This window comes from Kitasatospora sp. NPDC101157, assembly GCF_044768255.1.
Lineage (GTDB): Bacteria > Actinomycetota > Actinomycetes > Streptomycetales > Streptomycetaceae > Kitasatospora.
Window position 1 is genome coordinate 600,364 of the sequence record NZ_JBIWPL010000002.1, and the last position, 23,284, is coordinate 623,647.

At 72.4% G+C, this 23,284-nt stretch carries 23 protein-coding genes; 10 read left to right on the plus strand and 13 right to left on the minus strand.

The window, feature by feature from the left end:
- Positions 1 to 88: 88 nt before the first annotated feature.
- The 5 genes from ACIRVF_RS06005 to ACIRVF_RS06025 all read right to left on the minus strand — a co-directional run bounded on the left by ACIRVF_RS06005 (position 89) and on the right by ACIRVF_RS06025 (position 6,204).
- Positions 89 to 1,813, minus strand: coding sequence for a putative Ig domain-containing protein (locus ACIRVF_RS06005; RefSeq protein WP_402814309.1), 1,725 nt, complete (start codon positions 1,811 to 1,813; stop codon positions 89 to 91).
- 248 nt (positions 1,814 to 2,061) lie between these two features.
- Positions 2,062 to 3,252, minus strand: a complete 1,191-nt coding sequence (locus tag ACIRVF_RS06010; RefSeq protein WP_402814631.1) for a M20 family metallopeptidase — start codon at positions 3,250 to 3,252, stop codon at positions 2,062 to 2,064.
- A 281-nt stretch (positions 3,253 to 3,533) separates the two neighbouring features.
- Entirely contained in the window at positions 3,534 to 5,012 is a 1,479-nt protein-coding gene (locus tag ACIRVF_RS06015; RefSeq protein ID WP_402814311.1) for a SulP family inorganic anion transporter, read from the minus strand.
- Positions 5,013 to 5,056: 44 nt separating this feature from the next.
- Positions 5,057 to 5,647 carry a carbonic anhydrase gene (locus tag ACIRVF_RS06020; RefSeq protein WP_402814313.1) on the minus strand — a complete coding sequence of 197 codons (591 nt, stop codon included), beginning with the start codon at positions 5,645 to 5,647 and terminating at the stop codon, positions 5,057 to 5,059.
- Positions 5,648 to 5,859: 212 nt separating this feature from the next.
- Complete coding sequence (locus tag ACIRVF_RS06025) at positions 5,860 to 6,204, minus strand: hypothetical protein (RefSeq protein WP_402814315.1); 345 nt, start codon at positions 6,202 to 6,204, stop codon at positions 5,860 to 5,862.
- A 164-nt stretch (positions 6,205 to 6,368) separates the two neighbouring features.
- Between ACIRVF_RS06025 and ACIRVF_RS06030 the strand changes: the two genes are divergently transcribed.
- A complete protein-coding gene (locus ACIRVF_RS06030; RefSeq protein WP_402814317.1) occupies positions 6,369 to 6,611 on the plus strand; it encodes a hypothetical protein in 243 nt (80 codons plus the stop codon).
- 72 nt (positions 6,612 to 6,683) lie between these two features.
- Here ACIRVF_RS06030 and ACIRVF_RS06035 read toward each other — a convergent pair whose 3' ends face one another.
- Entirely contained in the window at positions 6,684 to 7,055 is a 372-nt protein-coding gene (locus ACIRVF_RS06035; protein ID WP_402814318.1) for a hypothetical protein, read from the minus strand.
- Positions 7,056 to 7,393: 338 nt separating this feature from the next.
- Between ACIRVF_RS06035 and ACIRVF_RS06040 the strand changes: the two genes are divergently transcribed.
- Complete coding sequence (locus ACIRVF_RS06040; protein ID WP_045694210.1) at positions 7,394 to 7,597, plus strand: cold-shock protein; 204 nt, start codon at positions 7,394 to 7,396, stop codon at positions 7,595 to 7,597.
- Between the two features lie 102 nt (positions 7,598 to 7,699).
- Here ACIRVF_RS06040 and ACIRVF_RS06045 read toward each other — a convergent pair whose 3' ends face one another.
- Complete coding sequence (locus tag ACIRVF_RS06045) at positions 7,700 to 8,191, minus strand: universal stress protein (protein ID WP_402814633.1); 492 nt, start codon at positions 8,189 to 8,191, stop codon at positions 7,700 to 7,702.
- A gap of 14 nt (positions 8,192 to 8,205) precedes the next feature.
- A complete protein-coding gene (locus ACIRVF_RS06050; RefSeq protein ID WP_402814635.1) occupies positions 8,206 to 9,462 on the minus strand; it encodes an SLC13 family permease in 1,257 nt (418 codons plus the stop codon).
- A 259-nt stretch (positions 9,463 to 9,721) separates the two neighbouring features.
- Here ACIRVF_RS06050 and ACIRVF_RS06055 point away from each other — a divergent pair, with 259 nt between their 5' ends.
- From ACIRVF_RS06055 to ACIRVF_RS06065, 3 genes are all read left to right on the plus strand, one after another.
- A complete protein-coding gene (locus ACIRVF_RS06055; protein ID WP_402814321.1) occupies positions 9,722 to 10,738 on the plus strand; it encodes a zinc-dependent alcohol dehydrogenase family protein in 1,017 nt (338 codons plus the stop codon).
- Positions 10,739 to 11,128: 390 nt separating this feature from the next.
- A complete protein-coding gene (locus tag ACIRVF_RS06060) occupies positions 11,129 to 11,827 on the plus strand; it encodes an SDR family oxidoreductase (protein WP_402814322.1) in 699 nt (232 codons plus the stop codon).
- Positions 11,828 to 12,125: 298 nt separating this feature from the next.
- Positions 12,126 to 12,434 carry a hypothetical protein gene (locus ACIRVF_RS06065; RefSeq protein WP_402814324.1) on the plus strand — a complete coding sequence of 103 codons (309 nt, stop codon included), beginning with the start codon at positions 12,126 to 12,128 and terminating at the stop codon, positions 12,432 to 12,434.
- A gap of 23 nt (positions 12,435 to 12,457) precedes the next feature.
- On the opposite strand, the gene ACIRVF_RS06070 is transcribed toward ACIRVF_RS06065, so the two are convergent.
- On the minus strand, positions 12,458 to 12,949 hold the full coding sequence (locus tag ACIRVF_RS06070; RefSeq protein WP_402814327.1) for a nitroreductase family deazaflavin-dependent oxidoreductase: 492 nt from the start codon (positions 12,947 to 12,949) through the stop codon (positions 12,458 to 12,460).
- A gap of 146 nt (positions 12,950 to 13,095) precedes the next feature.
- Entirely contained in the window at positions 13,096 to 13,527 is a 432-nt protein-coding gene (locus ACIRVF_RS06075) for a tautomerase family protein (RefSeq protein ID WP_402814329.1), read from the minus strand.
- A gap of 98 nt (positions 13,528 to 13,625) precedes the next feature.
- Here ACIRVF_RS06075 and ACIRVF_RS06080 point away from each other — a divergent pair, with 98 nt between their 5' ends.
- Positions 13,626 to 14,555: a LysR family transcriptional regulator gene (locus tag ACIRVF_RS06080; RefSeq protein WP_402814332.1), complete on the plus strand. Its 930-nt coding sequence runs from the start codon at positions 13,626 to 13,628 to the stop codon at positions 14,553 to 14,555.
- Between the two features lie 70 nt (positions 14,556 to 14,625).
- Here ACIRVF_RS06080 and ACIRVF_RS06085 read toward each other — a convergent pair whose 3' ends face one another.
- Positions 14,626 to 15,144, minus strand: coding sequence for a hypothetical protein (locus tag ACIRVF_RS06085; protein WP_402814335.1), 519 nt, complete (start codon positions 15,142 to 15,144; stop codon positions 14,626 to 14,628).
- A gap of 557 nt (positions 15,145 to 15,701) precedes the next feature.
- Between ACIRVF_RS06085 and ACIRVF_RS06090 the strand changes: the two genes are divergently transcribed.
- Positions 15,702 to 17,909: a SpoIIE family protein phosphatase gene (locus ACIRVF_RS06090; protein ID WP_402814338.1), complete on the plus strand. Its 2,208-nt coding sequence runs from the start codon at positions 15,702 to 15,704 to the stop codon at positions 17,907 to 17,909.
- Between the two features lie 128 nt (positions 17,910 to 18,037).
- On the opposite strand, the gene ACIRVF_RS06095 is transcribed toward ACIRVF_RS06090, so the two are convergent.
- Both ACIRVF_RS06095 and ACIRVF_RS06100 read right to left on the minus strand, forming a co-directional pair.
- Complete coding sequence (locus ACIRVF_RS06095) at positions 18,038 to 18,229, minus strand: hypothetical protein (RefSeq protein WP_402814341.1); 192 nt, start codon at positions 18,227 to 18,229, stop codon at positions 18,038 to 18,040.
- Positions 18,229 to 18,627 carry a carboxymuconolactone decarboxylase family protein gene (locus tag ACIRVF_RS06100; RefSeq protein ID WP_402814344.1) on the minus strand — a complete coding sequence of 133 codons (399 nt, stop codon included), beginning with the start codon at positions 18,625 to 18,627 and terminating at the stop codon, positions 18,229 to 18,231. The genes ACIRVF_RS06095 and ACIRVF_RS06100 overlap by 1 nt, the downstream gene beginning before the upstream one ends.
- A gap of 499 nt (positions 18,628 to 19,126) precedes the next feature.
- Here ACIRVF_RS06100 and ACIRVF_RS06105 point away from each other — a divergent pair, with 499 nt between their 5' ends.
- The 3 genes from ACIRVF_RS06105 to ACIRVF_RS06115 are packed head-to-tail and all read left to right on the plus strand — an operon-like array spanning position 19,127 to position 22,850.
- Positions 19,127 to 20,173 carry a substrate-binding domain-containing protein gene (locus ACIRVF_RS06105; RefSeq protein WP_402814347.1) on the plus strand — a complete coding sequence of 349 codons (1,047 nt, stop codon included), beginning with the start codon at positions 19,127 to 19,129 and terminating at the stop codon, positions 20,171 to 20,173.
- A gap of 23 nt (positions 20,174 to 20,196) precedes the next feature.
- Positions 20,197 to 21,834: a sugar ABC transporter ATP-binding protein gene (locus ACIRVF_RS06110; protein ID WP_402814350.1), complete on the plus strand. Its 1,638-nt coding sequence runs from the start codon at positions 20,197 to 20,199 to the stop codon at positions 21,832 to 21,834.
- Positions 21,831 to 22,850, plus strand: a complete 1,020-nt coding sequence (locus ACIRVF_RS06115) for an ABC transporter permease (RefSeq protein WP_402814353.1) — start codon at positions 21,831 to 21,833, stop codon at positions 22,848 to 22,850. The genes ACIRVF_RS06110 and ACIRVF_RS06115 overlap by 4 nt, the downstream gene beginning before the upstream one ends.
- Positions 22,851 to 23,284: the final 434 nt, after the last annotated feature.

The window sequence follows — 23,284 nt, forward strand, 5'->3', positions numbered from 1 at the left end:
GGCGGTTTTCGGACCGGGCGTTCGGCGTCCCCCACCGGGGGTGCCCTCCCCGTTCGGTGAATTCCGGGGGAGGGCAACCGGTGCCGGATCAGCCGACGTTGACGGCCGTGTCGTCGAGGACGAAGGAGGTCTGCTTGGTGTAGTCCTCCGTACCGCTGAACTTCAGGGTCACGGTCTGGCCCGCGTAGCCGGACAGGTTGAAGCTGTGCTGCTGGTAGCCGGCGGCCGCGTTCGTGTTGGAGTAGGTCGCCAGGGTGGTGCCGTTCGCCGTCACCGTGAGCTTGTCGTACGCGCTGGTGGTGGGCTCGGCGGTGTCGACGTGCAGCCAGAAGCTGAAGCTGTAGGTGCTGCAGCCGGTCGGCAGGGTCACCGTCTGGGCGAGGGTGTCGGTGTTGGTGCTGCCGTAGCCGTCCAGCCAGACGTCGTAGGTGCCGGAGTGCGGCGGCTCGCCGGAGCTGCTGTTGATGGTGCTGCTGCCGCCGGAGTTGGTCTCCGTCCAGCCGGCCGTCGATCCGGCCTCGAAGCCGGGGTTGGTGAGCAACTGCCTCGCCGTGCAACCGCCGCCGCTGCCGCTGGACTGGACGGTCCAGGTGAAGGTGACGGAGGAGGACGGGCCGGTGGAGTCGGTCGCGGTGGCGGTCACCGAGTAGGTCCCGGCGGTGGTCGGGGTGCCGCTGATCAGGCCGGTCGTGGCGTTGACGCTCAGGCCGGCGGGCAGGCCGGAGGCGGCGTAGCTCAGGGTGCCGCCGGCCGTGTCGGTGGCGGAGAGCTGGAGGCTGGTGGCGGTGCCGGCGGTGGCGGTGCGGGCGCCCGGGTTGGTGAGGGTGACGCTGCCGGTGGTACCGCTGCCGCTGCCCGAGGCGAGCCAGGCGGTGGCGTTGAGGCCGAGGGCGGCGTCGGTGCCGGCCGGGTCGTTCCAGCCGTTGTAGAGGGTCTTGCCGGACTCGCCGGTGCCGTCGTCGATGGTCGAGCTGTCGCCCCAGAGGGCGACGCGGCCCTTGCCGAAGGTGCTGGTGGCGAAGAAGGCGCCGGTGGTGCCGGAGTAGCCGGTGCGGTAGACGATGCCCTTGACGCTGGGGTTGTCGGCGGGCTTGAGGGTGAAGGTGGTGCCGTTGCGGATGATGCTGCCGGTGACGGTGCCGAACGGGCCGTGCAGGACGGGGTCGTTGGCGTCGTTGACGGCGGTCGGGTTGTCGGTCTGGATGTTGAGCAGGTCGACCGAGAGCCCGAACGGGTCGTTGCTGTTGACCGAGTTGGTGGTCATCAGGTCGTTGATGATGGCGGGGGAGTCCCAGCCGTCGTTGTTGCGGTCGCTCTGGGTGTGGTCCGAGATCAGGAACAGCCCGCCGCCGTTCTGGACGAACTTCATGACGGCGGTCTTCTCTGCGTCGCTGAGCCGGATGTTGGGCTCGGGCAGGACGAACTCGTCGAAGTTGGCGAGGTCCAGCGCTCCGCCGGTGCCGTAGGTGATGCTGGAGCCGCTCGGCAGGGTCTTGAGGCTGTACTGGCCGGTCTTCTGGAGGGCGACGCCCCAGCTGGAGATGGCGCCGGTCCAGTCCGTCTCGGACTGCGGGTTGGGGTTCTCGGCGAGCGGGTCCGGCTGGCTGGTGGAGATGATCCAGTCGGCGTTGCCCGCGGTCTCCGCCTTGGTGGCGTCGAACAGCACGCGGTGCTGGGCGGTCGTGGCGGCGGGGGCGGCGGTGGCCGTGGGCGCGGCCACCGCCCGGTGGGGGAGGGCGCCGGCGGCGGTCAGCACGGCCAGGGCGACGGCGCCCAGGGCGAGCGGGCGGGTGGCTGCTGTGCGTCTGAGCATGGGTCAGACTCCTTGTGTCGTGGGGGTGCAGGGGAGTGCTACGCGCGTAGGCGCGATGGCACCGTCCCATGATGGGGTAAGCGGCGCTTGAACGGAACGCGACGAAACGGGTCATCACCGCGCCGCTCGCCCACATCCGGGAAAGCCTGCACAGCTACCACACCGTCGGCTCACCGGATCTCCCCACCTCCGACCGGCAGGGCGGCCGCCGGGCACGGATCCACCCAGGCAGGGTCCGCCGGCCGGCCCTACCCCCGGGCCAGCCGTCCCAGGGCCAGACCGGCCAGGAGCGCGGCGCCGTCGGCGAGGACGTTGTCCTCGAACTCGGCCTCCGGGGAGTGGTTGTAGGCCGCGGTGAAGGGATCGCGGCCGTCGGTCGGGGCGGCGCCCAGCATCAGGAACGCCGAGGGGACGAGGGCGGCCAGCACGCCGAAGTCCTCGGAGCCCGCGATCGGCTGGGGCATCGGGACGAACCGCTCAGGACCGACCAGTCGGGTCGCCAGGCCGGTCGCGAAGTCCGCCTCCACGGGGTCGTTGACGGTCACCGGGTACCCGGCCTCCACCTCGGCCACCGCCTCCAGCCCGTGGGCCGCCGCGATCCCGCGCACCACCCGCAGCGCCTCGCTGCCCACCAGCTCGCGCGAGCGCGGGGAGAAGGAGCGGACGGTCGCCTCGAACCGGGCCTCGTCGGGGATCACATTGGCGGCCGTGCCGGCGCTGAGCCTGCCGACGGTGAGCACCACCGGGTCGAAGGCGTCGATCCGCCGGGTCACCATCGACTGGAGGGCCAGCACCGCCTCGCACATGGCCGGCACCGGGTCCAGCGCCGAGTGCGGGCTGGACCCGTGGCCGCCGCGCCCGCGCAGGGTGACGCGCAGGGTGTCGGAGGCCGCCAGCATCGGCCCCGGGCGGGCGGTGACCAGTCCGTTGGGCAGCAGGGCGGCCGCCACGTGCAGGGCGTACGCGGCCACCACCCGTTCACCGGCCGCGTCCAGCACGCCCTCGTCCACCATCAGTCGGGCGCCGCCCGCCCCCTCCTCGCCGGGCTGGAACATCAGGACCACGTCGCCCGCCAGCTCGGCGCGCCGTTCGACCAGCAGCCGGGTGGCGCCGACCAGCGCGGCCATGTGCAGGTCGTGACCGCAGGCGTGCATCGCGCCGGGGATCGTCGAGGCGTACGGCAGCCGGACGTTCTCCTGCACCGGCAGGGCGTCCATGTCGGCACGCAGCAGTACCTTCGGTCCGGGGCGGCCGCCGCGCAGCACGGCCGTGATCGAGCTCAGCCCCTTGCCCAGAGTGAGTTCCAACGGCAGCCCGTCGAGGGCCGCGAGCAGCCGGGCCTGGGTCCTGGGCAGGTCGAGCCCGATCTCCGGCTGCTGGTGCAACTCCCTCCGCAGTTCCACCAGTTCGGGCTGCAGCAGGGCGGCGGAGCGGGTCAGTTCGGGCAGTGCCAGCCGGTCGAGCAGGGCGGCGGACGAGGGAAGGTCGGACACGGTGCCTCCAGGCGGGGGTCGGGTCTGGCTGGCTCCATGATCCGTGTTCATCCCGTCCGTCCGGCCGGTTTGACGGATCCGTGACGCGCCGCCGCGCGGAAGGCCCGGGTCGGTGACGCGCCGCCGCGCGGGGGCCCAGAACGCGGCGCGCTGCCGCGCGGGGGGCCCGGAACGCGGCGCGCCGCCGCTCCGGAACCCCGGTGCGGCGGCGCGCTCATGGCCTCGGGTCAGGCCTGTGCGGCCAGCGCGGGGACCAGCCTCACCTCCTCGGGCGCGTTGGCGTTGTGCCGTTCCGTCCAGGTGGTCAGCGCGGCCTGGCAGGCGTGGTCGAGGTGGCGCAGGCCGCTGAGGTCCAGCTCCACGGCGCGGTCGGCCGGCAGCGCCTCCAGGGTGTCGAGGAGCTTGGGCAGTCGCAGGAAGGTGGCGTTGCCCGTGAGCCGGACCCGGATGGGCCCGTCGGGCTGTTCCTCGGTGTCCACGTGCAGGCGGGAGGTCTCCCAGGCCGTCTTGACGATCGACAGGCCCAGACCGATCAGCACGCCCTCGAACATGTTGACCGTGACGATGGCCACGGCGGTGGCCAGCAGCACGAGCGCCTCCGCGCGGTGCTCGCGCCACAGCGGGCCGAACTGTTGGAAGGGCAGGAGCCTGAACCCGGCGTGGACCAGGACGCCGGCGAGGGCCGCGACGGGGATGACGCCGAGCGCCGCCGGGAGCAGGGCGGCGAACAGCAGCAGCCATGCGCCGTGCAGCACGCGGGAGGCCTTGGTCCGGGCGCCGGCCTGGACGTTGGTGGCGCTGCGGACGATGACGGCGGTCATCGGCAGGGCGCCGAGGGCCCCGCAGAGGGCGTTGCCCGCGCCCTGGGCCATGAGTTCCTTGTCGTAGTCGGTGCGGGGCCCGTTGTGGAGGCGGTCGACGGCGGCCGCGCTGAACAGGCTCTCGGCGGAGGCGACGAGGGTGAAGGCGACGACGGTGACGATGAGGGCGGGGGTGAACTGCTCGAACGCCCCGGCGCCGGGCGGCTGGATGGCGTCCAGCAGGCCCTTGACCTCGACCTTCTTCATCGGAAGGGCCAGCAGCCAGGTCACGGCCGTGGCGAGCACGACGGCCACCAGCGCGCCCGGGACGACCCGCGCCTTGGCGGGCAGCCGCTGCCACAGCACGATCACCGCGATGGTGCCGGCGCCGATCGTGAAGGAGACGCCGGCGCCGGGGGAGGCGACCAGCTTGACGAGGAGAGCGGGCAGGCCGAGGAGCTTGTCGATCCCGCTGGAGGGCGCGGGCCGGTCGGCCATCGCGTAGAGCTGGCCGGCGATGATGACCAGACCGATGCCGGCGAGCATGCCCTCGACGACGGCGACGGATATCGCGCGGAACCAGCGGCCCCAGCGCAGTGCGCCGAGCAGCAGTTGGAGCAGGCCGGCGGCGCCGACCACCAGGCCGAGCGCGGGCAGCCCGAACCGTTGCACGGTCTCGGCGACCAGGACGGTCAACCCGGCCGCGGGGCCGCTGACCTGCAGGCTGCTGCCGGGGAGCAGGCCGGTGACCAGGCCACCGACGATGCCGGTGATCAGGCCGAGTTCGGCGGGTACGCCCGAGGCGACGGCGACGCCGACGCACAACGGGAGGGCGACCAGGAAGACGACGAGCGAGGCGGTCAGGTCGTACTTGAGGGCGGGAAGCCTGGGAGTGGGAAAGCGCATGGGAGCCTTCATCGGTGGGAGTCCGGAGGTGGTGGGCCGCGGTGTCACAGCGGCAGGAAGCTGTCGGTGCCGGGGCGGTACGTGAACACCGCGCCGGTGTGCACCTCGTAGAACCAGCCGTGCAGTCCGAGCAGGCCCTCGCCGATCCGGCGGGCGACGCTCGGGTGGGTGCGCAGCCTCTCCAACTGGTCGAGGACGTGGCGTTGGACGGGGGCGGCCAGGTCGTGGCCGGGTTCGCGGTCAGGCGTCAGTGCGGTGCCGTCGGCGAGCCAGTCGCGCACGGCGGGGACGCCGGTGAGGTCGTCGCCGCGGACGACGGCGCCCACGGCGCCGCAGTGGGAGTGGCCGCACACCACGATGTCGGCGACGCCCAGGACCTCGACCGCGTACTCGATGGTCGCGGCCTCGGCGGAGGGGAGGGACGGCTGGTAGGGCGGGACGATGTTGCCCGCGGTCCGCAGCTCGAAGAGGTCGCCCGGCCGGGCGCCGGTGAGCGCGGCGGGGATGATGCGGGAGTCCGAGCAGGTGATGAACAGTGCCTGGGGCTGCTGGCCGGCGGCCAGTCGCCCGAAGGCGTCGGCGTCCTGCGCGGCGTGCTGGCGGAAGGTGCGGGCGTGGTCGATGAATCCTTGCATGTCGGTGCCTCGGGCCCTTCGGAAGTCTCGTGAGTGCAGGGGGACTTCGGGACCGTGCCCGCTCACCCGGTACGAGGGCAGCGCTGAGCGCGGCGGCACCGGCAGCTGGGAATCGCTGCCGTGGCCGTCGTGAACTGCCGGTAGGTGGTGCGGTGGGAGAGCCCCTGCGGGGGCCTCGTCACCGGTGAGCGTGCGGGCGCGGTCGGCGCCGATCAGCAGCGGAACACCTGGAGGACCGCGGGTCTGTCCTGTTCGGCCGTCGGGTGGGGCGGTTCGGGCACCGCTTCCGGCGACGGGTTCTCGACGGCCGGAGCCTCGTGGTCGAGGGCCGGTCGTGGCTCGGGCCGGTGCTCAGGGGTGCGGATGTTCCGGGGCCGGGGCCAGACGGGACCTGGCGCGCACTTGGGCGTCACGGCTTCCTCGGCGAGCTTCGCCGCCGTGGCCGGCCGGGGGCGGTTGGGGTCCCGGGTGTAGGCGGATCCCGACGGGGAGAGCAGCAGCAGGCCCATCACGGCCAGGAGCGCCACGGCGACGGCGCCGACCACTCTCCTGGCCATCAGCATTGACCGTTCCTTTCCCTGGCTTTGGCTCGGTTTTGAACTCTCACGCACTCTGACGACCTGGCGCGGGGACGAGTTCCTGCCTTCCGGTGAACGGTGCGTGAATCAGTTCTGGTGAAACGTGATGACGTGCTCCACGCGGCTTCGCATGTGGACGGTCGGTGCACCGCATCCTGGACGCCGGCTACGTCCCCGGTCGCCGTCGACGAACACCGGAGCGGCGGCCGAAACCACGTGAGGGTCACCACGCGGCGTCGGTCCTGCTGATCCGCGACCAGCCGGAGCCGCTGCTGCTCGTCCACGTGCGCCGGCCCCAGCAGCCGGCGGTGTCGGTCGCGACCCACCTCGCGAGGACCCGGGCCGGGGCGGCCGGGCCGGAACGCCGCGAGCCCGAGGGCACCTGACCGCAACCCGGGCGCCCCGGGTCGTGCGTACGGGCCGGGCCCCGCAGTGCGGAGTCCGGCCCGTACGGGTTGTCACTGGTCGGAGTAGCTGAGGTCTCCCACTGTCCAGCTGCTGACGTCGGAGATGGCGATGCGGTACATCCCCCCGGTGTGGGGCAGGCCGAAGCTGCCCTGGAGGATGCGGGCGACGTGCAGGTGCAGGTGGGTGGGCCGGGAGGCGGCCGGAGCCGTGTCGGCGGCGGACGTCTCGAAGAGTGTGGCGAAGGACTTCAAGTGGTCCGAAGCGGCGAGGACTTCGGCCACCCGTTCGTGCCACAGGCGTTCCGGCGCCAAACGGCCGGTGATGACCGCCCCCGGGACGACCACGGTCAGGGGCATCTGGTTGCTGCGCTCGGACTCCACCATTGCGGCGATGTCGACGAGCAGCGCATCAGGGTTCGACATGGACCTGAGAATAGTGCCCGCGGCGGCCGTCCGGACCAGGGAGGGTCGAGACAGCTGCCGCTGGCGTTCAAACTTCGAACAGCTGAGAATTTCTTCATTTCGGACCGGACGCTCCGGGAAGCGCGGAGACGGGACTTTTCGGCGGCTCCCAGCGCGACGGGCCGTGGCCTGCTACAGTCGACTCAGTTGCAGTAGTGGTTCCCATGAACTTTGTGTGCGCCTGCTGATGTATCGCAGGCGCATTTTTTGTTCCCCGGTCCTTTCCCGGTGGGCGCTCCATGCGGTGACTCGCAGCCCGCACCGTGCGTGCTTCGGACGGTCCCTTGAAGGAGATTCAAATGGCTAATGGCACTGTGAAGTGGTTCAACTCGGAGAAGGGCTTCGGCTTCATCGAGCAGGAGGGTGGCGGCCCGGACGTCTTCGCCCACTACTCGAACATCAACGCCAACGGCTTCCGTGAGCTGCTTGAGGGCCAGAAGGTCGAGTTCGACGTCACGCAGGGCCAGAAGGGCCCGCAGGCCGAGAACATCCGCCCGCTGTAGTTCTTCGGCGTAGTTCTGCCACGGCACCCGCCCGGCAGTGAGGGGCCCGCACCGCGCAAGCGTGGTGCGGGCCCCTCGGCGCTGCGGGGCCCCTCGGGCCTCTCAGCGCGGCGGGCCCGGTGGGGGCGGCAGGGTGTCGGCCCCCGGCGGCGGCTCCGGCCAGACCAGCAGGACGGGGCAGGGGGCGTGGTCGACGACGAAGCGGGTGGCCGGGCCCATGCTGTGCGGCCCGAGACGGCTGCGGTCGCCGTCGCGGGCCAGGACCAGCAGCTCGGCGCCCTCCGCCGCCGCGACCACCTGGCGTTCGGTGCGGCCGGAGCGCTCCAGCCGGGTGCAGGGCCGTGCGAGCCGGTCGGCGGCGGCGTCGAGGAGGCGGCGTGCGGAGGCGTCGGCGAGGCGTTCCACCCGGTCTCCGGGGTCGCGCTCGCGGTGGCCGCGCCCGAGCAGCCCGGCGAACGCGCCGTGCGCGAGGCCGGGGACGTCCGGACCGCTGACGTGGAGCAGCACGACCTCCGCGTCCTGCGGTGCGTGGGCGCGGGCGGCGTCGACGCAGGCGGGCCAGGTGCCCTCGGTGATCCAGACGACGACCGTCACGGTTGCCACCGTCCTCACGCTCCGATGACTTGCAGGGACCCCCACAGTGCCACCACGGCCAGCACCAGCGCAGCGGGCACGACGAGAAGCCCGAGCCGGGTGAACTCACCGAGGCCCACCTCGCCGTCGTGTTCGCGCACGATGCGCCGCCACAGCAGGGTGGCCAGCGACCCGGCGTAGGTCAGGTTGGGGCCGATGTTCACCCCGAGCAGCACCGCCAGCACGGCACCCGCGCCGGAGGGGAGGGCCAGCGGAAGCAGGACCAGGGTGGCCGGCAGGTTGTTGATCACGTTCGCCAGGACGGCCGCCAGCGCCGCGACCCCGAGCAGCGCGGGCAGCGAGGTGCCGTGCGGCAGGAGGTGCCCGAGCGCGGAGGCCAGCCCGTTGTCGACCACCGCCCGCACCACCACGCCGAGCGCCAGGACGAAGGCCAGGAACGGCACGGCGGCCGAGCGCACGATCGCCGCCGGGGTGGTGCGGCGCCGCACCAGCGCCCGCACGGCGAGCGTCAGGGCCCCCGCCAGCGCCGCCCACGCCGGATCGACCCCGACCGCCGAGGCCAGCACGAACCCGGCCAGCGTGCCCGCCACCGTGAACAGTGCGAACAGCGGCATCTGCGGCGTCTCCGCCCCGGCCGGAGCCGGGACACCCGCCTCCAGGTCGGTGGCGAAGAACCGGCGCAGCACCACGTACTCCACGCCGATGGCCACCAGCCACGGCAGCACCATCAGTGCGCCGAACCGGATGAAGCTCAGCCCGCTGGCGGTGAAGGCCAGCAGATTCGTCAGATTGGAGACCGGCAGCAGCAGCGAGGCCGTGTTCGACAGGTGCGTGCAGGCGTACAGATGCGGCTTCGGCCGGGCCCCCAGCCGGGCCGCCGTCGCGAACACCACCGGCGTCAACAGCACCACCGTGGCGTCCAGACTCAGCACCGCCGTGACCACCGACGCCACCACGAACACCTGCGCCAGCAGCCGCCGCGAACTCCCCGCCGACGCCCGGGCCATCCACGCCCCGCACGCCCGGAACAGCCCCTCGTCGTCGCACAGCTGCGCCAGCACCAGGACGGCTGCCAGGAACCCGATCACCGGCCCCAGCCGCTCGGCCTCGGCCAGCGCGTGGGCGGGCGGAATCGCGCCCGTGGCGACCACCAGTCCCGCCGCCGGGACGGCGACCACCGCCTCCGGCCAGCCCCACGGCCGCACCACCGCGCAGACCAGCACCAGCACCAGCAATCCGACGGACAGCGCCTCGGCGAACGACGTACTCAGGGCCTTGCTCCTTGCGGCTGGGGGTGGCGGCGGCCCCTATCGAACCAGACAGTCCCGTCCGGCGCCCGGCCGCCTCCCCGGGCTCACCCGTGTGCCCGGATGTCTCCCGGGCACACCCGTGTCACCCGTGTGCCCGGATGTCTCCCGCGCTCACCCCCCTCAGGGGTGACTCGCTGCGCGCCCCGGGAGGGACTTCCCTGGAAGGCAGAGGGCCGGAGGATCGCACCCCCGGCCCCGAGATGCGAAGGAACCCCCACTCATGCGCGGAACAATGATCCACGGCCCCGGCGACATCCGTCTGGAGACCCTGGAAGACCCGAAGATCCTCCACCCCACCGACGCGATCATCCGCACCGCGGTCACCTGTGTGTGCGGCTCCGACCTGTGGCCGTACCGCGGCCTGGACACCGTCGGCGGACCGAGCCCGATGGGGCACGAGTACGTCGGCTTCGTGGAGGAGGTCGGCAGCGAGGTCACCGGGCTGCGCCCCGGCCAGTTCGTCGTCGGCTCGTTCGCCACCTCGGACAACACCTGCCCGAACTGCCGTAACGGCTTCACGTCGAACTGCCTGCACCGGGAGTTCATGAGCACCTGCCAGGCCGAGTACGTCCGCATCCCCAACGCCCAGGGCACCCTGGTCGCCACCGAGGAGGTGCCCGGCGAGGAGTTCTGGCCGGGCCTGCTGGCCGTCTCCGACGTGATGGGCACCGGCTGGTGGGCCGCCGACGCCGCCGAGGTCAAGCCCGGCTCGACCGCCGTGGTGGTCGGCGACGGCGCGGTCGGCCTGTGCGCGGTGATCGCCGCCAAGGTGATGGGCGCGGAGCGGATCATCGCGATGAGCCGTCACGGGTCCCGCCGACGGCTGGCCCGGGAGTTCGGCGCGACCGACCTCGTCACCGAGCGCGGCGAGGAGGGCGTGGCCCGGATCAAGGAGCTGACCGGCGGCATCGGCGCCGACAGCGTGCTGGAGTGCGTGGGCACCGCCGAGGCCGTGCAGCAGGCCCTGCGCTCCGCGCGGCCCGGCGGCAACGTCGGCTTCGTCGGCGTTCCGCACGGGGTCGCCGTCGACGGGCAGGAGCTGTTCTTCTCCCACGTCGGCCTCCGCGGCGGCCCGGCTCCCGTCCGCCGCTACCTGCCCGACCTGATCGACCACGTGCTCACGAGGCGGATCGACCCGGGCAGGGTCTTCGACCTCACCCTGCCCCTGGAGCAGGTCGCCGAGGGCTACCGGGCGATGGACGAGCGCCGCGCGATCAAGACCCTCCTCAAGCCCTGAAGCCGGTCCCACCGGAAGGAGGTCCCGCCGACCGCAGGCACGGCCGAAGCCGGTGAGCAGGCAGTGGCACTGGCGGGGCAGGACCTCTCGGTGACGTCCGTTGATCGCGGCCTTCATGGCCGGACGCACTCCGCTTCCGGTGGACCGCCTCACTGCGACGCAGCGGGAGGCGGTCGGTCTGCTGAGGGCGGAGCGCCTGATGTACGGTCTCGGCGGGGTTCCTGTCGACCCAGCCCACCCACATGCGCCGCTGGCCCGTCCCGCTCGGCGCGGTGTGAGCCGAAGGTCCACCGGCCTTGAGGAGGTGGGCTGTTGAGGGGCCGTTGAGGGGCCGTTGAGGGTAGGTCCGGGTCGGTTCTGCGATGATCAGTCGTAGTAGCATCTGGCCCCATGGAACGTGTCACGTTGATCACCGGCGGTTCGAGCGGCATCGGTGCGGCCACGGCCCGGGCGCTGCTCAAGCAGGGTGACCGGGTGGCGGTCACCGGTCGCGACACCGGCCGCCTGGCTGCCTTCGCCGCCTCCGTCGACGCCGGGGAGCAGCTGCTGACGATCGCCGGTGACGCCGCCGACGAGAAGGACGTCGCGTCGGCCGTGCGTCGGGTCGTCGACCGGTGGGGTCGGCTGGACACGGTGGTCGCCAACGCGGGCTACTCGCTGCCCGGCACCCTGGAGGACCACGACCCCCAGGCGATGCGTGCCATGGTCCTGACGAACGTGCTCGGCCCGGCGCTGCTGGTGCGCGAGACGCTGCCGCACCTGCGCGAGTCCAAGGGCCGGATCGTGGTCGTCGGTTCGGTCGCGGGTATCAGGAACACGCCCGGGAACCTGTACTCCGTCACCAAGTGGGCCGCGCACGCGCTGGTCGAGAACGTCCGGCAACTGGTGGCCGAGGACCGCATCGGCGTCACGCTGGTCGCGCCGGGCGTGGTGGACACCCCGTTCTGGAACGAGCGCGGCGGCACGCCTGAGGCCTCGCCGGCGCTGACCGCCGAGCAGATCGCCAACGTGATCGTGTTCGCCGTCAACCAGCCCGAGGGCGTGGACGTGAACCAGCTCGTCGTGCGGCCCTCCGGCCAGCTCGGCTGACAGGAGCGGCACACCGACGGCCCACCGCCCGGAACGCGGTGGGCCGTTGGGGGGCGGTCGTCGGCTGACACAAGCGGAGTGGGAAGTCGGACAGGCCGACCCACTCCCGTCATCCCGCTGGACACACAGTCTCAGAGGTTGGCCGATGTGAGAGATCCCGCGAGCCGTTTGTCGTGGTCAGGGCGGCGGCCGTGGACTGGCCGGCGAACCTGATCTCGCGTGCGAGGCTCAGGCCGGGTGCGGCGGTGCGCGGTGCTCGCCCCGAAAGATCACCCACAGAGGTAAGGAGAGGTGCCGGATGTTCGCCGGGGGGTCGGCGCGGTTGCTGGTCACGAACGACGGTGAAGTACCGCTGGAGCTGACCGTGGAGCCCTGGGCGGACACCTACCAGATCCAGCGGCAGCAGACCTGCGTCGTTGTCACCCACTCACCGGCGGACAGGTCCTGGTCCGGGACGCAGCGTGGGGATGAGCCCTTCCAGATCGTGCATCGGCGGGATTCGGTGACCGTGTGGGCCAACGGCCAGTGCTTCCACCTCACTGATACGGCGGGCCACGTGATCGACGCGGCCGACCGGCAGTGCCCGGCTCAGGATGCGGTCTCCTGAAGGTGCCTCCGGGCGGTGACCGATCATGTGCCGACACCTTTGAAGTCATCGGACCTCGCGAGTCGATGCTGACGACGCTCGGGTTCGAGCACGAAGACCGGGATCACCCGGTCGGTCTTCTCCTGGTACTCGGCGTACGGGGGATACGCGACGACCGCGCGCCGCCACCACTGGGCGCGCTCCTCCCCGGTGACCTCACGGGCCGTCATGGACAGTCGCCGCGGGCCGTCCTGGAGGTCCACCCGAGGGTCGGCCTTGAGGTTGTGGTACCAGACCGGGTGGCGCGGGAAGCCTCCCTTGGAGGCCACCACCGCGTACCGCCCCTCGTGCTCCACGCGCATCACCGGAACCTTGCGGATCTTGCCGCTCTTCGCGCCGCGCATCGTGACGATGACGACCGGCAGGCCGGTGTCCCGGAGCGTGGTCCCCCGGGTGCCGCCCGAACTCTCGTACAGCTCGACCTGTTCGCGGATCCACTGCGCCGGACTCGGCTCGTACTCGCCTTCAAGAGGCATCGGATTCATCCCGTCGCCGTGGGTGGAGGGTATCGGGACAGTCCAGCACAAACCTCGCGCGAAGGGGGAGACCGCCGCTCTCCCTCCCCCGAGGGTCGAGCCGAAGCGCGGCCGACGGGGGACCCGTCCCGGGGGCGAGCGCGTTGTCAGCCCGTGGTCTCGGCGCCCGTGAGGGTGTCGTCCATGCGCTCGTCGTAGCCGGTGGCGGGGTTGACGACGCGGCCGGCGGCCCACCAGTTCTCCCGGGCCGTCTCGTTGATCGTCATCAGGATGTCCTCCTCCGGGACGTCGGCGAACAGCCGGAGGCTGTCGACGATCGCCCGGAACAGCTCGGCCTTCTGCTCGGCGGTGCGATGGTTGATGGAGATCTGGATGAACATGGCGCGCTCACTGCGGCGCAGGCCGAACACGACCGGCTGCATCTGGAAGTTCTCGGGCCCGACCTCGTGGATGACGTGGAACTGGTCGTCCTGGGGGACCTTCAGCACGTCGACCATGGCCCGGTGGATGCCCAGGGAGACGTTCCGGCGGTACTCGGCGGTGGTGCCCTGGCGCAGGTAGACATTGATCAGAGGCATGTTCTGTGGCCTTCCTTTCCGTTGCGTGCCTTCACGCTAGAAAGCCGAAGGGGCATTCCGCCAACGAATGTCCGGCATGGTGGATATGCTGATCGCTCATGGAGATGACACTGGTCGGGCTGCGGGTGCTGCGCGAGGTGGCGGAGCGGGGCACCTTCACCGCCGCGGCGGAAGCGCTCGGATACACGCAGTCGGCCGTCTCCCGGCAGATCGCCGGTCTGGAACAGGCGACCGGCGCCCGGCTCTTCGACCGCTACCCCGGCGGAGTCCGGCTGACCGGCCCGGGCCGCGCCCTGCTGCGGAACGCCGTCGTCGCCCTGGACGCCCTGGAGGCCGCCGAACGGGAGCTGCGCGGAGCGGAGGAGGCCGAGCGGGGCAGCGTACGGCTCGGCTTCTTCCCCGCCGCCGGAGCGGTGATCGTGCCCCGGGCGCTGGCGACGCTGCGCCAGGAACACCCGCACATCCAGGTCACGACGCGTGAGGGGACCACCCCTTCGCTGGTGCGCGCCCTGCGGGCCGGCACCCTGGACCTCGCCGTGCTCTCCTCCCGGCCGCCGCACCGCTCGCCCGACACGGACGATCCGCCGCTGAACGTCGAGCCGCTGCTGGAGGTGCACCTGGCCGTGGCGGTGCCGGCGGACGGGCGGTTCGCCGAACGGGGCAGCATCGGCGTCGAGGAGCTCGCGGGCGCGCCGTGGATCGCCGGTCCCGGTACGGCGGACGAGCCGCTGCTCGGTGTCTGGCCCGGCCTGCCGGGGCGCCCCAAGGTCCGGCACACCGCCCGCGACTGGCTGACCAAGTTCCATCTGGTCGCGGGCGGGGCCGGAATCACCACCGCCACGCCGGCGCTGCTGCCCGTCGTCCCACCCGGCGTCCGCTTCGTGTCGGTCGAAGGTGTCGCGGAGGAGGTTCGCCACATCAACCTGGTGCGTCTGCCGGGTCCTTCCACGGCACCCGCGCAGGCCCTGGCACGCGCCCTGCGCCGGCAGGCCGCCGACCTCGCCGACCTCGCCGAGCTCGTGGACTGACCGTGCCGGAGACCGGGCGCGTCGGCGATGAGTCCGGGCTCTTGCACGGTTCCTCGACCGCATACGCTCCCTATTCGAGGATGAGCAGGACTCCCACCGTGTTGCCCTCGGTGTCCAGGCACTCGGTCGTGTTGGAGCCGTCCGGGTCGGCCAGGATGCCCAGCACGGTGCCGGTACCGTCCTCGTTCGGGATCATCAGCCAGTCGTTCGCGAAGTCGCCGTCGACAGGCTCCACCGGCCAGTCGGCCGGGTCCACCGAGTCACGCTGGAGCATCTCGCGGAGGTTGTCCAGCCTCCAGCTGCAGCCCTCGGCAGCGCGCGCGTGCAGGGCGGCCCAGGCACGCTGGAAGGCCCGCCACCGGGGCTCCAGCGGCTGGCCGGTCTGGAGCGAACGGGCGACCCCGCGGATGGTCTGCTCGGTGACCCGCCTGACGTCGTGTCGGAGCTGCTCGGCGGGCAGTCGCCGGTAGACCGGCTGCTCCGCCATGCGGCGTGCGGTGATGTCGGCCTTGAGGCGCGGCAGTTCGGCCAGCATCCGCTGCGCCATGGCGTGCCCGACCGCGAGGTCGTCCGTGCTGTCAGCGGTCACAACGACGTCCTCCGGTGGTGGCGGCCGTTCCGGTCGTCGGCTCGGCGCGCACCAGGACAGGCGGGCCGCTCATCACGCGACCGCGCGCGGGTGAGCGGCACGGCGGGCCGTGACGGGTGCCGGCCGGACGGCGCTCCGTTGTGACCGGTCACAGTTTCCGGCCCGGGAACTTTGGGCGTCGTCCCGAGTACATCCGGGCCCCGGGCCCTGAGGATGGTGGGCACGGCGTACCGGCCGGTAACCCGCCCGCCCCACCCGGGCCCCCACCGGACCGCCGGTACGCCGTTCACGCATGCCGTTGACGTGCGCCGCTCGCGTACGCCGCTTCGCGTACGCCGCTTCGCGTACGCCGCTTCGCGTACGCCGCTTCGCGTACGCCGCTTCGCGTACGCCGCTTCGCGTACGCCGCTTCGCGTACGCCGCTCGGGCATGCCGTTCAAGGGCGTGCCCCCGGGTGCCTGCCGGACTCGACCCACGGGACGACGGGACGCGCGGGGCCGTCCGGGCGAATATGGAGGGAGGCTCCAACTGCTCGCCGGCCCGAACGAGGTTCTGTGATGACCATGCCGTGGAAGTCGCCGTCGAGCCCCGGCCGAGGGGCGGCCGGGGCGGTGGCCGGGCGCGGCATCGAGGCGCTGGCCCGGATCATGCGGTCGGTGCCGGACCGGCTCGACGCGCACATGGGTGGGCTCTACCTCCTGTCGGAGGACGGGCAGGTGCTCGAACTGGCCGTGACGCTGGGGGCCGCCCGGCAGTTCACCCGGCCCTGGCGGCACATCGGACTGGCTGCGCCGATCCCGGTCGCCGAGGCCGCGCGCACCGGCCGCATCGTCTGGGTGGGTGGCGGGGACGACATGGCACGCCGGTACCCGAGGGTCGCGGTCGCCATGCCGTACGTGTTCTGCCTCGGGGCCGTTCCGCTGATCGCGCGCGGGGTCACGTACGGCGTGCTCTTCATCCTCTGGCCCGCCTCGCATCCCCGCGAGCTGTCGGTCGCCGAACGCAACGGGCTCGGTGAGCTGGCGGGCCGCCTGGCCGCGGTGGCGGCGGAGGCGAGCGGGGCGGGCAGTCCGATCCGGGCCGGTCCCCGGCCCGTGCTGGCGGAGGAGCGGGTCGCCGACCTCCTCGCGTCGGCGATATCGCGGCTGCCGGAAGGTCTCTGCGACATCGATCTGGACGGCCGGGTGGCCGCGGTCACGCCCGCCGCCGTGGAACTCCTCGGCGAGCCGGCGGAACGGCTGATCGGCGCGTACCCGTGGGCGGTGCTGCCCTGGCTGCGGGACCCGGTGTACGAGTACCACTACCGGGGTGCGGTGATCAGCGGGGAGTCCACCTCCTTCGTCGCGCTGCGGCCGCCGGACCGCTGGCTGTCGTTCCAGCTCTTCCCGGACGCCACCGGACTCACCGCGCGGATCGCCGCCGCCGATCCCGGCACCGTCGTCGACGTCGTCGCCGGTCCCGGCACCGTCGTCGAAGGCGCCGGGATCGGCGGCGCCGATCCCACCCGGCACGCCCGGCACGCCGGGTTCTCCACCGAGCGGGCCGTGCACACCCGGCCCGGTGCGCTCTACCACGTCCTCCACCTCGCGAGCGCGCTGACCGAGGCCATCGGCGTCCAGGACGTGGTGCGCATGGTGTCCGAACAGATCGTGCCCGCCTTTGGAGGTCAGGCGTTCGCGGTCCTGATGGCCGAGGGCGGCCGGCTGCGCATCGTCGGCCACCGCGGCTACCCGCCCGGTCAGATCGACCGCTTCGACGGCACGCCGCTGACGGAGTCGACGCCCGGCGTCCAGGCGTCGACCAACGCCGTGCCGGCCTTCTTCGAGAACCGGGCGGAGCTGGAACTGCTCTACCCGAACCGCCGCGAGACCCAGGACGGGATGGCCGCCTGGGCCTACCTGCCGCTGGTGACCTCGCGGAGGCTGATCGGCACCTGCGTGCTCGCCTTCGCCGAGCCGCACCACTTCGACGTGGAGGAGCGTGCCGTCCTCACCTCACTGGGCGGACTGATCGCCCAGGCCCTGGACCGTGCCCGGCTGTACGACACCAAACTCGGCCTCGCCCAGGGCCTCCAGGAGAGCCTGCTGCCCCATGCGCTGCCCGTGGTCCCCGGCCTGGAGGTCAGCGCCCGCTACCTGCCCTGCACCGAGGGCATGGACGTCGGGGGCGACTTCTACGACCTCATGCGGGTGGGGCCCGAGAGCGTGGCCATCGTCATCGGCGACGTCCAGGGCCACAACGTCAACGCCGCCGCGCTGATGGGCCAGGTGCGCACCGCCGTGCGCGCCTTCGCCGCCGCCGACGCCGATCCGGGCACCGTGCTGGCCCGCACCAACCGCCTGCTGGTCGACCTGGACACGACGCTCCTGGCCAGCTGCACCTACCTCTGTGTCGACCTCGCCGCCCGCGAGGCCAGCCTGGCCACCGCCGGCCATCCCGTACCCCTGCTGTACCGCCCGGACGGCCGGGCGGAGGTCGTGGAGCCGCCCATCGGCCTGGTCCTGAACGTGGACCCGGCCGCCGAGTACCCGCAGTTGCGCCTCCCGCTGCCGGTCGGCACCACCCTGGCGCTGTACACCGACGGCCTCATCGACACTCCCGGTGCCGACCTCGACCAGGCGCTGACCGACCTCACGGCCACCCTCGCCCGCCACGGCGCCCAACCCCTTGCCGGACTGGCCGACGCCCTCCTCGGCCGCGCCGGCCACACGGAACACCGCACGGACGACATCGCGCTCCTGCTGGTCCGCTCCGTCGCGCGCTGAACCCCGACCGCGGAGGAACCGTGACATCCCACTCGGACGTCAGCCCGGCCGCCCGGGTGGGCGTCCCGCGCCCTCGCGGCGGACCGGTCCACCGCGAGGGCGCGGGGCGGCGGGAGGCGGCGTCGGTGCTAGGGCGCGGCCAGCTCGCGCAACTGCCGGTCGTAGTCGGCCAGCAGGTGGGTGAGCTGGTCCAGCGCCTCCTGGGGGACGTCGGCGGGGGCGGTCTCCACCACGAACCGGGCGGCCGCGACCAGCGCGGCGAGCTCGTAGGCGTGGAAGGTTCCGCGCAGCACCAGCGGCCGGATCCGTTCGAGCTCCATCAGGCGGCCTTGGCGCGAACGTAGTCCGCGACCTGGGCGAGCTCGGCGGCGAACTGGTCGTAGTCCTCCTGCATCCCGTTGATGTACGCGCTCCAGCCCAGACTGGCCTTCGCGTAGTGGACGGCCTCCTGGATCTCCTCGTCCGTCGCGCCGAAGAGCTTCGCGGCCTCGGTGTGGAACAGGCTGCAGTAGCGGCACTTGGTCTCGGCGTGCAGCCCGACGCCGATCAGTTCCTTGTACTTGTTGGGGATGAGGGTCTCGCCCAGCTCGATCCTCTTGAAGATCTCCCACTCCGGCCCGAGGAGTTCGGTCGGGATGCTCTGGAAGAAGTGCGGCACGAGGCCCAGGGTTTCCTTGATGTCGGCCTCGATCTCGCCGCGGTTGGCCGTGGTGCTCATGACGGCCTCCTCGCCCGGGCCCCGCCTGCCCGGCCCCGTCCGCGCCGACCGCGGGCTGCCCGGACCGGCGCTCGGCTGGCCCTGTGACCAGCGTAGGCCGCCGGGGGCCGCTCGCGGAACGAGTGCCGGGGCCCTGGTTTTCCCATGGGCGGGCCCCGATCCGGCGCCGGCCCCGGGCCCGTACCGGTCGAGGCCGTCACGGCCCGGCCGTACGGGGGACTCGTGGCACCCGGGGCGACGCAGTCCCGGCTCCACCGGGCCCGCCGTTCGGTCTCCGTCACGTGGGCGTCGGCCACCGCCGCGCCGCGCGGGTCCCCGGTCGGTCGGCGACGATCCCGGTGGCCCGGTCCGGAAGGGTGGCGAGCGGGATCCGTGGTTCCCGAGGTCTTGACGGCTGCATGTGCATGTCGTTTCCTGTGATCCATTGATGTTTGGTTGTGGTGATATCTGATCCCTTGTGTTGCTGTCGGTCGAGCCGCCCAGCCCTACAGGAGTCCACATGCGCACCTTCCGCAACCGTCTGGCCCCGGCCGCCGCCCTCGGCCTCGTCACCGTCCTCGGCCTGAGCGCCTGTTCGACCGGACAGGAGTCGTCCGGCTCGGCCGGCGACGTGAAGAAGGTGGAGGGGAAGATCGCCCTGACCTACCTCCAGAAGCAGGGCGACCAGCAGTACTTCGTGGACGAGGCCGCCGGAGCCAGGGCGAAGGCGGCCGAGCTCGGCGTCGACCTCAAGGTGGTCGACCTCGGCAACGACGCCAACCGGACCGTCAGTGAGGTGCAGTCGGCGATCGCCCAGAAGAGCAACGGCCTGATCGTCGTCGTCCCCGACCCGGCCGTCGGGCCGCAGGTGGCGCAGTCCGCGAAGGACGCGAAGATCGCGCTGCTCACCTCGGACGACCAGATCTGCACCACGGGACCGGACCCGGCCTCCTGCGCCAAGTCCGGCCTGGTGCCGCGGATCGGCTTCAGCGGGGAGCAGATGGGCGGTGAGGTCGGCAAGCGGGCGGCGGAGGAGTTCAGGAAGGCCGGCTGGAACGCGGCCGACACCCGGACCGTATCCGCCTGGAAGCAGGACGTCACCGTGTGCGGCGACCGGGTCAAGGCGGCGAAGGCGGCCTTCGCGGCGGGCGCCGGGGCCGCCGTGCGCAACCTCGACGTCGCCACCGACAACACCCCGACCGGCGCCCAGGACAAGGTCGCCGCCACCGTCACCGCCAATCCGGGGGTCAAGCACTGGGTGGTCTGGGGCTGCAACGACGAGAACGTCCAGGGCGGCGTCACCGCGCTGGAGAACGCGGGCATCGGCGCGAACGACATCATCGGCGTCGGCCTCGGCGCGTACCTCGCCTGCAAGGACTGGGGGAGCGGCAAGCCCTCCGGCATGAAGGCCGCGCTGTTCATCAACGGCAAGGACGTCGGCGCGCTCGCCGTGCAGACCATGGTCGACCGGCTCAGGAACGGCAAGGACTTCCCGGCCGAGGCCTTCGCCCCGACCAAGATGGTCGACGCCTCCAACTGGCAGTCCTCCGGCGTCGGTTGCAGCTGATCCCGGCGGACAGGAGGCTCCTGATGACCGCACCCGAACCCCCGGCGCCCGGACCGGCCACCGAGCCCCCGGTGCCCGGACTGACCGCCGACGGCGTGGGCAAGCGCTTCGGCGCCGTCCGGGCCCTGACCGGCGTCAGCCTGCACTTCCCGGCCGGACAGGTCACCGCCCTGATGGGCGAGAACGGCGCCGGAAAGTCCACTCTGCTGCGCATCCTGACCGGTGACCACCTCCCCACCGAGGGGCGCGTGCTACTGGACGGAGCGCCGCTCGCCCTCTCCTCGCCCATCGACGCGCGGCGCGCCGGGATCCGGATCATCCCCCAGGAGCCGGAGGTCGTCCCGCACGTCCCGGTCGCCGAGAACGTCTACGCCGGTGCACTGCCCCGCCGCGCCGCACGGCGGTTCGACCGGGCCGAGCTGCGCCGCCGGATCACCGCCGACCTGAGCCGGCTGGGCTTCGAGCAGATCCTCGACCCGGACCTGCTCGGCTCGCAACTCACAGCTGCGCAGAGACAGTTGGTCGAGATCCTGCGCGCACTCACCGGCGACACCCCGCCGCGCGCGATCGCCTTCGACGAACCCACCTCCTCCCTCTCCGAGCACGAGAGCGAAGCCCTGTTCGCGCTGATCCGGCGGCTGCGCGACGAGGGCATCGCCGTCATCTACGTCTCGCACCGGATGAAGGAGATCTTCCGCCTCGCCGACCGCATCGCCGTCCTGCGCGACGGCGCGGTGGCGGGTGTCGTGGCGGCCGCCGACACCACCGAGGCCGAGGTGGTACGGCTGATGGTCGGCCGCGACCTGTCGAGCCTGTTCGTGCGGCAGGAGGTCGCCACCGACCGGGTGGTGCTCGACGTCCAGGGCCTGACCACCGACGACGTGCACGGCATCGACCTCCGGGTCCGCGCGGGAGAGATCGTCGCACTGGCAGGACTCATCGGCGCCGGACGCTCCGAACTCGCCCTGGCCCTCGCGGGCGACGCCCCCGTCCGCTCCGGGCACATCTCACTCAACGGCACACGGCTGCGCCTGCGCAGCCCACGAGACGCCATCGCCGCCGGGATCGGCCTCGCCCCGGAGGAGCGCAAGGCCCAGGCACTGTTCCTGCACCGGACGATCCGCGACAACACCACCCTGGTCAGCTACCGCCGGCTTCGCCGCTGGCGATTCGTCAGGAACAGCCAGGAGAAGGCCCTCGCCCAGGAGTTCGCCGACCGGCTGCGGGTGCACGCGCCGTCCGTCGAGACCGAGGTGCGCACCCTGTCCGGCGGCAACCAGCAGAAGGTCGTCCTGGCCCGCTGGCTGGCCCACCGCCCCGATCTGCTGATCCTCGACGAGCCCACCCGGGGCGTCGACATCGGCGCCAAGGCCGAGATCTACCAGATCATCGCGGACCTCGCCCGCGAGGGCGTCGCGGTGCTGGTGATCTCCTCCGAACTGCCCGAAGTGCTCGGGCTGGCCGACCGGATCGTGGTGATGCAGAACGGGCACGTCACCGGAGAACTGAGCCGGGCCGAGGCCACCGAGGAGGCCGTCCTCGCGCTCGCGATGGCCGACGACCTCCAGCGCGCCGGGGACAGCGACACCGGCACGGACACCACCGGCACGGACACGGACACGGACAGGGACACCGACCCCGCGAGCGGAGCCGCGCGATGACCACCACCTCAGCCCCGAGCACTCCGCACGCAGGGAACCGGCCCGGGCGGCGCGCCCTCCTCGGGATCGGCGCGCAGAACCTCAGCCTGATCGGCGCCCTCGCCGTCGTGGTCGCCGTGTTCGGCTCGCTCGACAGCAACTTCCTCAGCCCGGACAACCTCCAGGGCATCGGCGAGGCCGCCACCATCGCGGGCCTGCTCGCCGTCGTCCAGACCGTCGTCATCATCTGCGGCGGACTCGACATCTCCGTCGGCTCCCAGGCCGGACTGGCCTCCGTGGTCAGCGCGATGGCCTTCACCTCCACCGGCTCCAGCGCACCGCTGGGCGTCGGCGCCGCCCTGCTCGTCGGTGCCCTGGTCGGCCTGCTCAACGGCGCCGTCATCATCTACGGCAGGGTCAACCCCACCATCGCCACCCTCGCGGGGCTCGCCGCCTACAAGGGTGTCGCCCAGCTCATCTCGAACGGCCGCGCCCAGGGCTACGTGCGCAACGACGCCCTGTTCATCTTCCTCAGCCGGGGGCGGATCGCCGGCCTGCCGACCATGATCTGGATCCTCGTCCTGGTCGCCGTGGCGGTGCACGTCCTGCTCAAGTACACCGACATCGGCCGCAACATCTACGCCATCGGCGGCAACGACACCGCCGCCCGCCTGGCCGGCATCAACCTCAACAAGTACCTCGTCTCCGCCTACGTCCTCTCCGGTCTCGTCGCCGCCCTCGCCGGGATCCTCCTCACCGCCCGCACCGGCTCCGGCCAGCCGGTCTCGGGGAGTGAAGGCCTCGAACTCCAGTCCATCACCGCCGCCGCCCTCGGCGGCTGCTCCCTCAAGGGCGGCAAGGGCGGCGTCGGCGGCACCCTGCTGGCCGTGGCCCTGCTCGGCGCACTCCAGAACGGCATGACCGGGCAGGGCATCAACACCTTCTGGCAGAACGTCGCCCAGGGCCTCCTGCTGGTCACGGCCGTCGTCATCCAGCAGCGCCGCAACCGGGACCGCGCCGTCGGCCTCCCCGCCTAGGCCAGGACCTGTCCGGCGGATACTGCCGGGCGCGCGACGCGCCCCCAGCCTTCGGCCGGGAGGTACCCCCAGGCATCCCGCCTGGACGCACGCCCGATCGCCCAGGTGCGTCCAGTACGAGGGCGACCCGGGCGCGCGCCCAGTCGGGCGCCCAACGCCGCGCGCCCAACGCCGCGCGCCCAACGCCGCGCGCCCAACGCCGCGCGCCCAACGCCGCGCGCCCAACGCCGCGCGCCCAACGCCGCGCGCTGATCCGACGAGATCCGCCGGACAGGCCCTCGGACCTGTCCGGCCCTCGCTACGGCTCAGCCGCTCGTCCAGTGCTGCGCACCGCCGGCACTGGACGCGGTGTACCAGGCCCCGACCGCAAGGACGGCGGGCGCCGCCCGACGGGGAGCCCGGTGGACTCCGGCGACCGACGCGGCGAGATCGTT

Bases quoted from the DNA above. Each gene is read 5' to 3' on its own strand.
- ACIRVF_RS06005 (WP_402814309.1), bottom strand. From the start codon at position 1,813: ATGCTCAGACGCACAGCAGCCACCCGCCCGCTCGCCCTGGGCGCCGTC.
- ACIRVF_RS06015 (WP_402814311.1), bottom strand. From the start codon at position 5,012: ATGCGCTTTCCCACTCCCAGGCTTCCCGCCCTCAAGTACGACCTGACC.
- ACIRVF_RS06020 (WP_402814313.1), bottom strand. From the start codon at position 5,647: ATGCAAGGATTCATCGACCACGCCCGCACCTTCCGCCAGCACGCCGCG.
- ACIRVF_RS06025 (WP_402814315.1), bottom strand. From the start codon at position 6,204: ATGGCCAGGAGAGTGGTCGGCGCCGTCGCCGTGGCGCTCCTGGCCGTG.
- ACIRVF_RS06035 (WP_402814318.1), bottom strand. From the start codon at position 7,055: ATGTCGAACCCTGATGCGCTGCTCGTCGACATCGCCGCAATGGTGGAG.
- ACIRVF_RS06040 (WP_045694210.1), top strand. From the start codon at position 7,394: ATGGCTAATGGCACTGTGAAGTGGTTCAACTCGGAGAAGGGCTTCGGC.
- ACIRVF_RS06055 (WP_402814321.1), top strand. From the start codon at position 9,722: ATGCGCGGAACAATGATCCACGGCCCCGGCGACATCCGTCTGGAGACC.
- ACIRVF_RS06060 (WP_402814322.1), top strand. From the start codon at position 11,129: ATGGAACGTGTCACGTTGATCACCGGCGGTTCGAGCGGCATCGGTGCG.
- ACIRVF_RS06065 (WP_402814324.1), top strand. From the start codon at position 12,126: ATGTTCGCCGGGGGGTCGGCGCGGTTGCTGGTCACGAACGACGGTGAA.
- ACIRVF_RS06070 (WP_402814327.1), bottom strand. From the start codon at position 12,949: ATGCCTCTTGAAGGCGAGTACGAGCCGAGTCCGGCGCAGTGGATCCGC.
- ACIRVF_RS06075 (WP_402814329.1), bottom strand. From the start codon at position 13,527: ATGCCTCTGATCAATGTCTACCTGCGCCAGGGCACCACCGCCGAGTAC.
- ACIRVF_RS06080 (WP_402814332.1), top strand. From the start codon at position 13,626: ATGGAGATGACACTGGTCGGGCTGCGGGTGCTGCGCGAGGTGGCGGAG.
- ACIRVF_RS06090 (WP_402814338.1), top strand. From the start codon at position 15,702: ATGACCATGCCGTGGAAGTCGCCGTCGAGCCCCGGCCGAGGGGCGGCC.
- ACIRVF_RS06095 (WP_402814341.1), bottom strand. From the start codon at position 18,229: ATGGAGCTCGAACGGATCCGGCCGCTGGTGCTGCGCGGAACCTTCCAC.
- ACIRVF_RS06100 (WP_402814344.1), bottom strand. From the start codon at position 18,627: ATGAGCACCACGGCCAACCGCGGCGAGATCGAGGCCGACATCAAGGAA.
- ACIRVF_RS06105 (WP_402814347.1), top strand. From the start codon at position 19,127: ATGCGCACCTTCCGCAACCGTCTGGCCCCGGCCGCCGCCCTCGGCCTC.
- ACIRVF_RS06110 (WP_402814350.1), top strand. From the start codon at position 20,197: ATGACCGCACCCGAACCCCCGGCGCCCGGACCGGCCACCGAGCCCCCG.
- ACIRVF_RS06115 (WP_402814353.1), top strand. From the start codon at position 21,831: ATGACCACCACCTCAGCCCCGAGCACTCCGCACGCAGGGAACCGGCCC.